The following is a 14,735-nucleotide window of genomic DNA, read 5'->3' on the forward strand; positions in this document are numbered from 1 at the left end:
TTATTTAGAACTGTACACTAACACCCAATGAATAAGTTCTTTTACTTGGATAGCCATTGGAACCATCCCTACCCACACCTGTCACAATCTCTGGATCTGGTCCAGAATAATGACTAAAAGTATAGATATTGTTTGCTGTAAAATTGATACGTGCGGAACTAATTCCAAATTGTCGTATCCATTGACGATCAAAATTATATCCTAAAGTCGCAGAGTTGAATTTAACATACGAACCATCTTCTAAGAACATCGTTGAGTTATAGCGATATGGATTGTATAAAGAAAGACGTGTAAAGTCTGAAACATTTGGATAATCTGCATTCTGTCCTAATTCTCGCCATACATTGTAGGCATCCAATGGAACATACGCTCCTGGTTGTGCATTGGGATCAGCATAGATACCTGTAGGATTAGAGTAATTACGGAAACGATCTGCCAAAGCGGTATTCAAGATATCTCGTTTCAACGTATATGAAAATTGTGTACGCAATGACCATCCTTTGTGACGTAAATAAAGACTCAATCCTCCTGTCATTTTTGGTTGCGAATTACCGACATAAACAAGATCATTTTGATCCAATATATAATCGCCATTCAGATCGGTAAAAATAGGATCTCCAGCACGGAAGAATTTTCCTTCCGATAGCGCACCTCCTGCTCGATAACGCAGTCCTGTCAAAGGATTAACGGGTACTTCATCATCCGATTTATATACTCCTTTATAGTCGTACAATACAAATGTTTGCGAATTACGACCAAGTCTATAGTAGGTTGGTAAATCATAACCTGAACTAAGATCTGGTTGTAATAATTGACGAGCTCCATCAGGTAATGCGGCCATATAATCCTTGTTCATAGCAAATGTCGCAGTACCAGTCAATTCCCATTCTTTATTTTGAAGTGGAGGTCTGAAATTAATCGTTAATTCATGTCCCATATTAACCATTGCTGATTCATTAGTCAATACATTTTGAAAAGCATTGTGGTTAGCAATTGCTTTTGAACGTAAGATTTTATCTGATTGTTTGTAATAGGTTTCGTAAGTTATATACAAAGCACTATTAAAAAATCCCAATTCAGTTCCGACAGACCATTGCGTTGTTGTCTGTGGCACCAATTCTGTATTAGGAGCATTTTCCAGATCTAAAGAAGTTGTAGGTCTATTGTTATAGCGGCCATCATCAATTTTATACCATCCATAAAGATCAGATAACGTTCCTGTAGGAGAGATTGTACGACCTACTGAACCACGGAAAAATCCGGTATCCCACCATCCCAAGTTCTCCATGAATTTTTCTTTTTTGAAATTCCAACGGAAACCTAAAGATGGATTAGAAGACCAAGGAGATTTACCTCCTGTCACAGAAGTTCCATCTAAACGATAAGTCAAATCCACAATATATTTGGAATCATAGTTATAAGATGCATTACCTGCATATGCTACCGAACGGTAATTGGCTAGATTATTTAACAGTCCTCCTAAAGAATTACGGGTATTGTAACTGATACCATTTTGAAACTGGTCATTTGCTGTACCCCGAATAATATTCAGATTAGCCGAAGATTGTGAAATTTCCATTTCAGTAAAACCATAAATGTTGAACACATGCTTCTCTTTTATAGCTTTTACCCAGGAAATTAAGTTTCTATTATAGACTTTACTTTTGTTATCATAGTATCCATATACTTCTGAGCTGTTCCCTAAAAGTAGTTCTGGAGTATAACGATCTTTTGTTGAGGTGGTATAATTATAATTAAACGTTGATGTCGCCCTTAAGCCTTTAATCGGTTCATATTGCAACTCTACCTGAGCCACATAATTACCTGTTTTATTTTGATCATCTACGTTTAAAGCTGATAAGGCTCCCATACTTCCAGAGAATAGCGATGGAGATGGATACAGTGAAGTTGTATTCACCGATTTACCGACTCCTGTTTGCAGCATCGCATTACCACTACCCATTTGATTTTCAGCAAGATTGGCGTTTACATTCGCCATCATCCGGAAACGGTCATTAGGTTCGTACTGCATATTGGATTGTACCGTATACCGTTTGAAACCCGTATTAGCAATGATACCATTCTCATCGTAATAGTTCATATTGACCTTATAGTTAAACACACGTTCACCTCCTGAAATATTGACGTTATGTGTCTGGTTATAGGTATTTCTATAAAAATACGATTGCCAATCTGTTGAATTATTATAATAAGGGTTTAAACTATCTGCTAACATTGGCGAGTCGTTGATTCTTTGAAAAGCCATCGCTAATGTTGTATCGTTTCTTAAAATTTGATCAATTCGAAGCATACGCTCATCTCGACCTCCAATTACCTTTCTTAAGGTTGGCACAGTACTTAAAAAGAACTGACCTTGATACTGTACAAGAGGCACTTTCGAATTACCACGTTTAGTTCGAACCAAGATAACACCATAAGCTCCTCTGGAACCATATAATGCTGTTGCTTGTGCATCTTTTAATACGGTAATATCTTCTACATCTTCTGGTGGAATCATGGAGATTGGAGATACACCAGGTCCTGCTGTTTCAAATCCATATTCGTAACCTGAGTTATCATCAATAGGCACCCCATCGATAACAAATAAGGGAGAGGTTGGAGTCAAAAAGGCATTGTCTCCACTTCCAGATACATTAAAATTAGAAATACCACGTACGGCTATTGTACCACGCATACCAGGGCTACCCGTATTATTTTGGATATTCATACCCGCCACTTTTCCTTGCAATAGATCCACAAAGTTACCTGCAGGAATATCTTGAATTTCTTTACCGCTAATCGTGACAACAGACCCAGTCAATGTTTCTCGTTTACGCTGTTGGTAACCCACTACGACAACCTCATCGATTTCCTGGTTTTTACTTCCCATCTCGATGTTGTATTCATTTTTTGATGCCGTAACAGTTGCCTTAACTGTACCATATCCTTGATAGGTAAAAATCATTACCCCATTTACAGGTACAGAAATGACAAACCTTCCATCATCTCCTGTTTTTCCTAGATCTCTTTTTGGTGATTCCAATTTGATGGAAACCCCACTTAAAGGTTTATTATCGGTTCCTTTTACCGTTCCTTTTACCAATTTAGTTTGTGCCAAAAGGACATTCCCCAACATGCTGGTAAAAAGTATTATTGTTATACAAAACTGTTTCATAATTGTTAGCTAAATCAATTGGTATGTTATCAATCAAATAAAGGAGACTCATGTGGGAAGCGAAATTGGATCTCCCAGTCTCCTTCTTCATAAATGGCATAATAAAATCCAAAATAACAGTCTTCCAAATTTCCAAAATCGCCTTTTCTACGATATTTAAATTGCATATATGCATAATTTCCCCCGCCTATTGTATATTCTGTTTCAATAGGTGTTAGTGGAATAGGATAAGCAACATCATAGATAACCTTTTTATTTTCGAAGCGATGATTAAAACCATGCAACAATTTATCCCAGTTCGTAGCATTGAACTTAACTGGATCGATTGGATTATTTAAAGAGTCAAGAAAACTGATCGTCAGTGTTTTAGTTCCTTGTCCTTTGCTCTCCAGCTTATTAAAATAGATATTGATGTCAGAACTCGACATCACTAGCTTTGTTCGAGATCCTTGCATATTTCGAACCGTTTGAGGCCATGTATATGGAAGTATGGATAGACCTGTAATTGGATCAACAATACTCGGTTCATAAGGTCTTTCACGAAAAGGCTTTAATTTAAAGTCTCGAATATAGCGACGACCACCACTATTACTCACTTCAATATCAAAGACATAACCTGAGTCTGGTTGCGCTTTGACAAAACTAGAATTTGCTGATTGTCCCCAAAAATTGATATTGCCAGAGTGTTCCAATACTTCCAAAATAGGACGATATTCAATTTTTCTTTTACTTTCTATTTCAGCAATTGATTTTTCATTACCAGTGTAGCTTTCTTTCCAAATTGTAACGGGGAATTTATCGTTAAATATAGTCGCAGGTTGTCCATCAATATCACGAATATTGACTAGCTTGAACGTTAAAGGTTGCGAGGTATTCTCTCCTATACTAACAATATTACTATAGAAAGTATTTCTTCCTAATATGGGAGTAATTTCATTATTACTATATACAATATCTTGACCCAATGAATCAATATCATCTGGAATATTTTTCTTACAAGAAGCCAACACGAACAGTCCTAGACCGAACAATGCAACTTGTTTGAGTGGATTGTAAAATTTTATGTTCATGCTATTTATTTAAAATTTTGGCTAGTTTACTGAACCCAAAGTTGTGACTAGGGCTTAAAATATGAACTGTTCCATTTGTAGTTTTAATATTGACAACAGATGTATTACTTTCTTGCCAGTATCTTTGAAAGATGGAGTTATTGATGTCACTCAGTTTGATCTGTTGTTGACCACCATTTGTAATCCCAGAAGCTGATGTCACTTTAAACATCAAATGCATCCGATAATTATCAATAGCACGGACCTCTTTACCTTCTTTAAATTCTTCTAAAGAATTTGTATTATAATTTCCATTAAAGGCATAATGATACATCAAACTATCTAAAACTATTTGAGGAATGTCCTCTATAAATAATGGCGCTCTATTGGACGCTTTTCTGACCGCATTCATCGCTTCCAAAGCATTGGTAAAACTACTATTGGTCGTCGCAAAAAATGTCAACGTATCCGTTGTGCTATTCAATTTGCTTCGCAAATCTGGTACACGCTCCAAGGCTAATAGTAAAGAGTCATAAACTGATCCTTGTGTTTCCAAAAAGTTTAGCGTAGTTCCTTTGAACTCCGTATCTTTTAACTGATAATCTTCATAATAAGTGTTTCCCTTTTTACAGGCTGCAAAGCCTATTACCAGTGTCAAAAAGGAGAACACGATATATAATTGTCTTTTCATCATGGTATATTGCTAGGTTATTTCCAATATGTATTTTGTTGCAATTTTGAATTTCGTGCCAAGACATCTGCCGAAATAGGCCAATAAATTCCTCCAGTAGCAATCAAATTGTTAATAGTTGGATTATTTTTTTTGATTTTAGCTAAACGAATTTGATCATACCATCTCCATCCTTCACCCATCAATTCACGACGACGTTCTGAGAAAATTTCTTCTAGCAGATCTTTTGTAGAAGATGAAATATAAGGTTTCAGTCCCCGAGCCGATTTGATTTGATTTAAGTATTTAATGGCCTCATCGTGTTGTCCCAAAACCTCTTTCGCTTCTGCTAATAAAAGTATTATTTCCTCCAAACGAGTAAAGATCAAATTGGATCCAAAAATGGAAAAATCAGAATCACCGGCTCCATTACGGATTACTTTTATTTTAGAGAAAATAGGGATATCGCCATTATAATTAGTGAAATAATTGGTCCTTACCAAGCCCGATACAGAGTCTATACCAAATCGGGTATCATTCACATCGTCAAATACGTTATTAATGGTATCGCGAGAAACATAAATATCTGGTTTTGCTTTCGTTACTATCGGATAACCTAAAGTCAGAGACTCAATATGGCCAGTATTCGTAGCTTCACCAAGCTCATACGACGCACGTATAGCTAAGATTTGAGGTCTTGTACTTGGTCCAAATAGACCATCTGTAGGATTGACAATATTTGCGACAGATAGAATGTTTAGTCCTGCTTTCGTATAATTGTCAACCACAAATTTAGCATACACATCCGCATTGATGTATTTATTTTGCCAAGCTGCAATATGTGCTAATAACGAATAAGCTGTTATTTTATTGATCAATACGCCTACCCAAGTACTTGAATTTTCGCCATAATACGTTTGTGTTCCTACACCATACGCATAAGGTAAGTCTTGTGCAGCTTTCAATAATTCATCTTCTGCAAACGCCAATACAGTTGCTTCAGAAGATTTATTGACTTCAACAAAACTACCATTGTCGTAAGAGTCTTTTAATAAAGGAACTTCACCCCAGATACGCACCATATAGAAATACATAAATGCTCTGGCAGCTCTTGCTTGAGCAACATCATACTTCATATCTCGTTCGGTATAACGTTTATCTTTTGCCATCACTTCAGGTGCTCTTTCAATAAACAAAGACGCAGCATTGATAGCCGCATAAAAACGTCTCCAATCGGTCAAATCTTTAACCAATGGATAAGCTGACTTTAATTTATTTTCTTGTACTACACGTAGATCTGCACGGGAATAAGGTGTAAAATCCCCATATCGCATCTCTCCATAGATCCAATGCCCATAGTTATTAACTGTTGCTGCGCGCATTAAACCATATATACCCATGAGGTGGGCACGTGTGTCAGAAATAGACGCCCATTCTTTGCTTTCAGAACCTAAATTGGATGATACAATATCCAATTTTTTATTACAAGACGTTGCTGAGACTAGTACACTAACGCCTACTAGTACTGCTATTCTCAATTGATTAAATCTTTTCATTTTTAACATCTTTTTCAGCATTATGATATTATAACTCCAATTTTATTCCCATGGAAACCACAGGTGACAATGGCAAACCATAACCTGTATAATACCCATTGAAATCCACAAGCTCAGGATCTTTTCCTGAAAATTTAGATATAGTCAATAGGTTTGTTCCAGATACATACACGTAAGCTCTACGAATACTTTTGAATTTATCCTTGATGGCATTCATATGTGCTAAGTCGTAACCTAGACTAACTGAGCGCAATTTTAAGAAAGATGCATTTTCCAAAAACAGATCTTGATCTACACGGTAAGCAACAATCGGACTCCATGGATTATAGATTGGATATTTGCTTATGTCAACATCTTGTTGCCAATGAAATACTTCACGAATACCTTCTAATGAGTTTGTATTTTCGGTATTGATAAAATCGTATTTATTGGAGGCACGTTGGTTCATTGCTTTTTGCCCTAAAGCAAAATACCATTGAAAATTCAAATCAAATCCTTTATACTTGAATTGGTTCTGAAATGCTCCTACTAGTTTAGGCATTGCATTACCCTTCATGACACGATCATCATCGTTCACTTGAAAATCGCCATTTTGATCTTTCCAGCGTGGGTCTCCTACAGCAAAATCAACGCCATCGAATTGCAATTTTTGACCATTCTGTACTGGTATTTCTGACTCTTCGTTGTAAATTCCTTCATTTTCATAAAGCCAAAACTGATCTACTGCTTGTCCAACTTTTAATATTCGATTGCCAATGACTAATTCTTGACGACCCTCTGGTAGTGCAGTCAATTTATTTTGATTAACACTTAAGTTTAAAGAAGTATTCCATTGTAGATTTTCAGGATTTGTTAAAACTTGAGCTCCTGCACTAAAATCGATCCCTCTGTTCTGTACACTCATTCCATTGATGATCTGTCCACTGTAACCATATTCAGCTGGTATTGGTGTATTAATCAATTGATTCACATCTTTTTTCTGATACAGTGATAAGGCAAAGTCCAGACGTTTATTGAGTAATGAACCATCAAAAGTCAATTCAGCATGATCGGTGTAAGGCCATTTGATATTGTAACCTACCCATCCCTCAGAATAAGGACGTGATGCTACTGCAAAACCATTGTATGAAACTAAAGAAGACTCGGATCCCCAATTTAAATCCGCTGTATAATTGGGTCCCACCGCATACTTACTTGTGAATACGGGCTTTCCAATTCTAGCCCAAGATGCTTTTACGTCAAAATGATTCCAAAGTCCTTCATTTGCTTCTGGAATAAAATGATATTTTGCAGCAACTGCTGGTGTAGCCAACCATCTTGAATCAGGTTGCATCGTAGAAGATCCGTCATAACGGATCACAGCATTCACATCCAATTTATTTTTCCAGCTGTATTCGCCAGAAAGATAAAGCGAGTGTAATCTAAAGTCTTCTCGATTTGACCAACGGTTAACATATAAACCTCCAATTGGTGTTAAGTAACCTGCTTTGTTAGGATCTCCTTCGACCACATTGACCTTGATAAAATCATTTGGACCATCATACGCTCGGGCATAATTGTATCGGTAGAGGTCTTGTGTATAGGTTGACCCTAAAGTAAAATTGAATTTATGTTCATCTTGTAATGCAAAGTTATAATTCAATGAATTATTAAACACAAGACGTTGGTTAAATCCAAAATAACTCGACATATAATTATTTGTCTCCATCAACGATCCTGGAAAGAATGCTTGTCTGGCTCCTTCTGAATAATCAATCCCCAAACTTGAATTAAATTTTAAATTTGGAAGTAGATAGAGGTCTAAGTTGACCAATAGATTAAGCATGTTCACAGAGTTATTGTCCAATGCTTTATCGTAGATAGATAAGTATTGGCCATACATTTGCTTATTTGGAGAAATAGGCACAGAAAGATCGGGCACATAAGATGCTTCTCCAAAACGATCACGTAAACTTCTATTTCTATCTCGAAGACTGCGACTTGCATTAATTGTCGTTCCAAAATTGAACCATTTAAATGGTGCCATATTGACATTGAATAATGCGTTATAGCGTTCGATATTGGTTTGATCCGCCGAACTGGCATTTTTCATATAGCCGCCAAAGAAAGCAAAATTAGCACGGTCTCCTCCACCACGAATACCCAAATTTCCCCCATAAATAGGCGTTGTTTTATAATATTCTTCATTCCAATTGGCTGGACCATAATAATTGACATTAGTCGAATCGTTCAGATAACCCGGATAAGCTAAACGATCGGCAGTGGATGCATATTTACTGTAGAATGATGATCTAAATAAGTTTTCATATTGTGCATTAACAGGTGTTACTGTAGGCTTGGTTGCCATACCTACATACGCATTAAAACTGATCTCTCGTTTTCCTTCTTTTCCTGGTTTGGTTAAAATCCAAATCGCACCATTCGCTGCTAATGGACCTAATTTTGATAATTCAATCGGATCTTTGATTACTTCAATAGATTCAATCGAAGATAAATCAATCCCCGCAAAATTATCTGTGCCAGGTCCAATTCTATTGAATTGATACTGTTGAATAGAATAAGTGAAATTATTCTCTCGTGCGATAGGAACACCATTGATGTAGACTGCTGGTTGGACATTGACTGCATCCTTGACTTCAAAAAGAGGACTTCCAAGTCCTCGAATGACCATGTTCTTATAAGAACCTGGTTCACCACTTGATTCTTGGACATATAAACCAGAAACCTGACCTTTCAATACTTCGGAGATACTTACCAATGGTAATGTCTCTACTTGCTTGAAATTTAAGCTATCTCTGACTTGCTTTTTTTGCAATAAGGTTTTTAACCGTCCGCGCAAAAGTTGTTGATCCACTTCACTTATTTCAGTAGTATCTTGTTGCGATTCCCACACATCCCAAGAATAGGCTTGTGTTTTTTGCAACATAGGAACAAGAAATAAAAAACAAAATAGTCTTTTCATTCGATTTCTATTTAGGCTTAAAAATTAAAAATGCAACCCGATTGGTTAGTTCTAAATAAGTTGCGGTTATTCGCTATTTTAAAGCGGTAATAATTGATAGTTAGTAACAATTATATAATATTATTTTAGATATAGAAGTATGTGACTTTAACGAAAACGATTGCGCTATTTACACAATCGATTGCAAAAATTCTAAAACGTCTTATTTTATATCTATTGTTCCTTGTCATTAACCAAATATGTAGTATGGAGTTAAGTGACAAGAAAATAAAATGGGAGCATGATGAATGAAGATAACAGCAATGTCTTTAAAAATTTTAATTGAATGTTCATTGAGTATCTTATTCGCCCTTGATCTAGTCGCTAAGCAGGGATACTACAGGGTATAAGCGTAGATAAAGCGTTATTCAAGAGAGCACAGTATTTGGAGATGGTAAGAGCGTACTAAGTGCGTTGATAGTGCGTTATAGGTATACTTTTAATACTGTATGTACGCTTAGTCTACGCTTATACCCTGCTTAGGCACTACTTAGGCACTGCTTTAGCCCTACCTAGGAATAGCATGGAGGGTAGAGAAAAAGCTTTCTCGTCGAGACATAGAGAATGTTTGATTATCTAATAATATGATTTGTTAGATTTGAAGAAAACGTAATTAAGGCAGCTGTCCTGAAATAGCTATATATCATTTGGTGATTATCCTAGATTAGTATAAGACATAGCAGATACAAGAAAAGCATTCTTCAGCTTCAATTTCTATCTATTGAGGATGTCTATTTTTCTGCAGAGGCTTCCACCAAACACGATAATATTTATCATCTACTTTATGCTATGAAGCTTAAAATTCGAACTCTGTTTCTTTCATAAAAAATGCCCACAGAAAGTGTTTAACTTTTTGGGGGCACTGTATCATTGCGGAGCAATTTTATTTAGTTATATGTTGATTCTAAAATCCAACACTTTTCAAATTCAAGCCAGCTTTTTCATCCAATCCAAACATCAAATTCATATTCTGTACGGCTTGTCCAGATGCACCTTTTAATAGATTATCTATTACATTCAGGATCAGTAATTTGTTTCCGTGCTTTTCCAAATGTATGATACTTTTATTGGTATTTACAACTTGCTTTAAATCTATATTTTTACGACTTACGTGTGTAAAAGGATGAGATGCGTAATAGTTTTCGTATAACGCATATGCTTCTTGTTCAGACAGTGCTATATCTACATAAATCGCAGAGAAAATTCCTCGTGTAAAATCACCACGTTGTGGTACAAAATTTATTTTTTCAGCTGCTCGATCCAATAGTGATGATTCTGATTGAGGTAGAAATCCTGCCTGTAGCTGGTCTAATGATTCGGAAATTTCTTGTAAATGCTGATGTTCAAAAGATTTATATGCTGACAGGTTATTATTTCTCCAAGAGAAATGTGTCGTTGCCCCTGGCTTTTGTCCAGCTCCTGTTGAACCCGTAGTGGCATTTACGTGAACCTGATCTGGAAGAAAACCATTTGCTGCTAAAGGCAATAGTGCCAACTGTATATTGGTTGCGAAACAACCAGGGTTAGCGATGTAATCAGCTTTTTTTATCTGTTCTCGGTTAAGTTCTGGTAATCCATAAACAAAAGCTTTAGTTTGATAAGTGTTGTTTGCCCGTAGACGATAATCTTGCGAAAGGTCAATAATTTTGATATGATCTGCAATCTGATTTGAATCTAAAAATTTTTTAGCATCTCCATGTCCTACGCATAAAAACAAGACATCTATAGCATCACTTAGCGCTGAACCAAATGTTAATTCTGTATCTCCAAATAAATCATTGTGGACTTCATATACTTTATTACCAGCATTGGAAGCACTATGTGCAAATACGATTTCAACTTGAGGATGATAAATCAATACTCGTAACAGCTCACCTCCTGTATACCCTGCTGAACCAACAATTCCAACTTTAATTTTTTCCATTATTCTAAAATATTAAAAAAATGGGTATAATGTAACCATTATACCCATTAAATTTTAAACAGTTTTCTTAAAAAGAAGAAACTTGTTGTCTGGTTCTTGCAATTCGAATCCTATTTTCTTATACAAACTTTGAGCGGTATAATTATCAACCGCAGTTGAAAGCTGCACGAAAACAGCTCCATTCTCTTTCGCAAAAGAGAATGCTTTTTTAATTAAAGATTCGCCAATACCAGCCTTTCTTGCTTCTTCCTTAACATAAAGGTCATTTAGTATCCAATTCTTTTCCATCCTTGCTGAAGAATACAGTGGATACAATTGTGTAAAGCCTACTGCTTCTTTACCGATATAAGCTATAAAAACAATTGACTCTTTGTTCTGTAAACGATCTAACAAAAAAGTCTTGGCAAATTCCTTATTAGATTCCTTCTTGTAGAAAATACGATATAAATCAAATAATTCTACCAGTTCATCTAAATTTTCAAGAGTTGCTTGTTGAATCATGACTGTTTCATTAGCCTTTGTTATTCACTTTATGCCAAATGATGGTTTGATTACCAAATATTTTAGAGAATCCTTTCACATCATCTCCAGTATATCCAGCATTCATTTCACCATAAGTACCAAATTTATTAGACATCAAATCATGTTCAGATTCAATACCAATCACAACAAAACGGTATGGGTGTAATGCTACAATCACACGACCTGTTACCGTTTCTTGAGTTGACTTCAGGAACGCTTCAATATCGCGCATGACTGGATCATGCATTTGACCTTCATGCATATAATTACCATAGAAACCTGCTATTTGGTCTTTCCACGCTAATTGCCATTTGGTCAAGGTATGTTTTTCTAAAGCATGGTGTGCTTTGATCAGGATAACCGCTGCTGCTGCTTCAAATCCTACACGACCCTTGATTCCAATAATTGTATCACCTACGTGAATATCACGTCCGATACCATAGGGTTGAGCAATCGCTTGTAATTCTTGAATAACACGTACAGAATCTAATATTTTACCATTTAACGCTACAGGCTCTCCTTTTACGAAATCTATTGTGATCTGTTGAGGTTCTGTTGATGTCACCGCTGTAGGCCAAGCCGACTCTGGTAAATATTGATTCGACGTCAATGTTTCTGCTCCACCAACGGATGTGCCCCAAAGACCTTTATTAATGGAATATTTCGCTTTTTCAGCAGAATATTCAACTCCATGTTTATTCAAATACGCTATTTCATCTTCCCGTGATAGTTTTAAATCACGAATTGGTGTAATGATTTCAACGCCAGGAATTAACGTTTGAAAAATCATATCAAAACGTACTTGATCGTTACCTGCTCCTGTTGATCCATGTGCTACACATTCAGCACCAATTTTGTTTGCGTAATTGGCAATAGCCGTAGCTTGACATACACGTTCAGCAGATACAGACAATGGATATGTCGCATTTTTCAAGACATTACCAAAAATTAGATATTTAATAGTTTCGCGATAATAGTCCTCTGTCTCATCGATAGCTGTATGTGATTTCACACCTAGAGCGTAAGCACGCTCTTCAATTTGTTTTAGTTCTTCATCAGAAAAACCACCTGTGTTAACTACTACTGAGTGAACTTCTAAACCTAAATCTTGTGTCAAATAAATACAACAGAATGATGTATCTAAACCGCCACTAAATGCTAAAACTACTTTTTTCATCTTTTTGGATTAATTCGTTGACAATTCCTCTCAAAAGAGGCTGCAACAAAAATATAAAAAACTTAAAACTCCTTAATTACTTTTTTATTTTTAGGAAAATTTGCAGCAATAAATTTCTTTACTGATCTCCATAATTTTGCCTCTATACGCTTCAATAAAGATTGTTTTTGCGTAATACGTTCTAATCTTTCCTTTGCCTCTGCTTTACGTTGGATCTTTTCTTTCAATTCACGTTCTTTATCAACAGGATCCCATAGCATGGCTGTACACATGCAGTTTTTTCGATCTTTGCTCAACAAGATATCGTAATTCACACAGCTCTGACATCCTTTCCAGAACTCCTCATCCTGTGTCAATTCCGAATAGGTAACGGGTTCATATCCTAGTTCAGAGTTAATTTTCATAACTGCCAAGCCTGTCGTTAAACCAAAAATCTTTGCGTGTGGATATTTTTCACGAGAAAGTTCGAAAACTCTTTTCTTAATCGCTTTGGCTAACCCAACTTTACGAAATTCAGGGCTCACAATTAAGCCTGAATTCGCCACATAGTCACCATGGCCCCATGTTTCAATATAGCAAAAACCAGCCCATCTGCCGTCTCGATGTAAAGCAATTACTGCTTTCCCTTCCATCATTTTATTGGCAACGTATTCTGGCTTACGACGAGCAATACCAGTTCCTCGAGCTTTTGCGGACTCGAACATTTCATCACAAATTTGATCAGCATAATGTGTATGCTCTGGTTTTGCGGGAATAATTAAAAAATCTGAATTAGTCATTGACTTACAACTCAAATAATAAAACGAACAACCTAAGTTGGGTTTTGTTATAAAAAAAACAATTATTAATAATAAAATCGTGGAGCGCCATCATCGGACTTGATGATATTACTTAAAGAAAAGTGACTACCTCATATCAAGCCCGAGGTAGTATGGGTCGTCGAAAACGAAGTACCAGAACTTCAACAAAAATAAAAGAACAATATACTCTTTCTACAGATTTCTTAAAAGTCTGTAAAGGAGAGAGCGTATATGTTTTGTTATTCTTCATTTTTCTATTTATTGTCATCCTTCTGACCGTGCAAATGTATAAAATAATTTTTTTCTTTTCTGCAATAATTGTGCTCATTTTTTGTAAAATGACAAAAAACGAGAAAAACAGAAAAAATAAGCATGTACAAACTCTAAATCAAACACTTAAATAGGATTAATTCTTAAAATAAACAAGCAATAGCAAAACCAATATGATAACAAAAAACTTCATTTATTAATAACTTGCAATCAATGATTTAAAAAAATAAAGAAATAGATATTTCTAGTATTCTCATTAAAATTAGATAATTTTGCAGTCGATTGGTTAACAAATAAAGTTCACCATAATACATGACATCATTATGAGCACACCTAGTATCATTTTTTATTGCATTTTCGGTATACCGTATTTTATATTCATGTACTGGTTAGTCAAACAGGATAAACAAAAATATGCATGGGGATTAGGAATCATAACCATCATCTCTATTCTTGCCATCTATGTTTCTCAAAAAGCAAGTAAAGTTGCCATCGATAATTATCAGCAACATCAATTAGATTCAAGAGAAATAGAACAGGATGAAAAAAAAGATAGTCTAAATCATAAATAGAAAAAAGCGTCGATGGCGC

The 14,735-nt window shown here is 35.7% G+C and carries 10 protein-coding genes; 1 reads left to right on the plus strand and 9 read right to left on the minus strand.

From position 1 onward, the window contains the following. Positions 1–4: 4 nt before the first annotated feature. The 9 genes from LZQ00_RS14060 to LZQ00_RS14100 form a co-directional block, all read right to left on the minus strand. Positions 5–3,175: a SusC/RagA family TonB-linked outer membrane protein gene (locus LZQ00_RS14060; protein ID WP_234509907.1), complete on the minus strand. Its 3,171-nt coding sequence runs from the start codon at positions 3,173–3,175 to the stop codon at positions 5–7. 29 nt (positions 3,176–3,204) lie between these two features. Continuing rightward, on the minus strand, positions 3,205–4,245 hold the full coding sequence (locus LZQ00_RS14065) for a DUF5007 domain-containing protein (protein ID WP_234509908.1): 1,041 nt from the start codon (positions 4,243–4,245) through the stop codon (positions 3,205–3,207). 1 nt (position 4,246) lies between these two features. Continuing rightward, complete coding sequence (locus tag LZQ00_RS14070; RefSeq protein WP_234509909.1) at positions 4,247–4,918, minus strand: fasciclin domain-containing protein; 672 nt, start codon at positions 4,916–4,918, stop codon at positions 4,247–4,249. Positions 4,919–4,932: 14 nt separating this feature from the next. After that, complete coding sequence (locus LZQ00_RS14075) at positions 4,933–6,450, minus strand: RagB/SusD family nutrient uptake outer membrane protein (RefSeq protein WP_234509910.1); 1,518 nt, start codon at positions 6,448–6,450, stop codon at positions 4,933–4,935. A gap of 28 nt (positions 6,451–6,478) precedes the next feature. Further along, a complete protein-coding gene (locus LZQ00_RS14080; protein WP_234509911.1) occupies positions 6,479–9,412 on the minus strand; it encodes a SusC/RagA family TonB-linked outer membrane protein in 2,934 nt (977 codons plus the stop codon). Positions 9,413–10,355: 943 nt separating this feature from the next. Beyond that, positions 10,356–11,375: an N-acetyl-gamma-glutamyl-phosphate reductase gene (gene argC, locus LZQ00_RS14085; protein WP_234509912.1), complete on the minus strand. Its 1,020-nt coding sequence runs from the start codon at positions 11,373–11,375 to the stop codon at positions 10,356–10,358. A gap of 54 nt (positions 11,376–11,429) precedes the next feature. Further along, positions 11,430–11,876 (minus strand): GNAT family N-acetyltransferase, encoded by a 447-nt coding sequence (locus LZQ00_RS14090; RefSeq protein ID WP_234509913.1) that lies wholly within the window; start codon positions 11,874–11,876, stop codon positions 11,430–11,432. A gap of 10 nt (positions 11,877–11,886) precedes the next feature. After that, positions 11,887–13,074, minus strand: a complete 1,188-nt coding sequence (gene argG / locus LZQ00_RS14095; protein WP_234509914.1) for an argininosuccinate synthase — start codon at positions 13,072–13,074, stop codon at positions 11,887–11,889. A gap of 62 nt (positions 13,075–13,136) precedes the next feature. Next, the gene (locus LZQ00_RS14100; protein WP_234509915.1) at positions 13,137–13,853 is read right to left on the minus strand and encodes a GNAT family N-acetyltransferase; all 717 of its coding nucleotides are present in this window, start codon (positions 13,851–13,853) and stop codon (positions 13,137–13,139) included. 671 nt (positions 13,854–14,524) lie between these two features. Here LZQ00_RS14100 and LZQ00_RS14105 point away from each other — a divergent pair. Continuing rightward, positions 14,525–14,716, plus strand: a complete 192-nt coding sequence (locus tag LZQ00_RS14105) for a hypothetical protein (protein WP_234509916.1) — start codon at positions 14,525–14,527, stop codon at positions 14,714–14,716. The last annotated feature ends 19 nt before the right edge of the window (positions 14,717–14,735 follow it).

The organism is Sphingobacterium sp. SRCM116780, from assembly GCF_021442025.1.
Taxonomy (GTDB): domain Bacteria; phylum Bacteroidota; class Bacteroidia; order Sphingobacteriales; family Sphingobacteriaceae; genus Sphingobacterium.

Excerpts from the sequence above, each read along its gene's own strand:
- LZQ00_RS14060 (WP_234509907.1), bottom strand. The coding sequence starts at position 3,175 with ATGAAACAGTTTTGTATAACAATAATACTTTTTACCAGCATGTTGGGG.
- LZQ00_RS14065 (WP_234509908.1), bottom strand. The coding sequence starts at position 4,245 with ATGAACATAAAATTTTACAATCCACTCAAACAAGTTGCATTGTTCGGT.
- LZQ00_RS14070 (WP_234509909.1), bottom strand. The coding sequence starts at position 4,918 with ATGATGAAAAGACAATTATATATCGTGTTCTCCTTTTTGACACTGGTA.
- LZQ00_RS14075 (WP_234509910.1), bottom strand. The coding sequence starts at position 6,450 with ATGAAAAGATTTAATCAATTGAGAATAGCAGTACTAGTAGGCGTTAGT.
- LZQ00_RS14080 (WP_234509911.1), bottom strand. The coding sequence starts at position 9,412 with ATGAAAAGACTATTTTGTTTTTTATTTCTTGTTCCTATGTTGCAAAAA.
- argC (WP_234509912.1), bottom strand. The coding sequence starts at position 11,375 with ATGGAAAAAATTAAAGTTGGAATTGTTGGTTCAGCAGGGTATACAGGA.
- LZQ00_RS14090 (WP_234509913.1), bottom strand. The coding sequence starts at position 11,876 with ATGATTCAACAAGCAACTCTTGAAAATTTAGATGAACTGGTAGAATTA.
- argG (WP_234509914.1), bottom strand. The coding sequence starts at position 13,074 with ATGAAAAAAGTAGTTTTAGCATTTAGTGGCGGTTTAGATACATCATTC.
- LZQ00_RS14100 (WP_234509915.1), bottom strand. The coding sequence starts at position 13,853 with ATGACTAATTCAGATTTTTTAATTATTCCCGCAAAACCAGAGCATACA.
- LZQ00_RS14105 (WP_234509916.1), top strand. The coding sequence starts at position 14,525 with ATGTACTGGTTAGTCAAACAGGATAAACAAAAATATGCATGGGGATTA.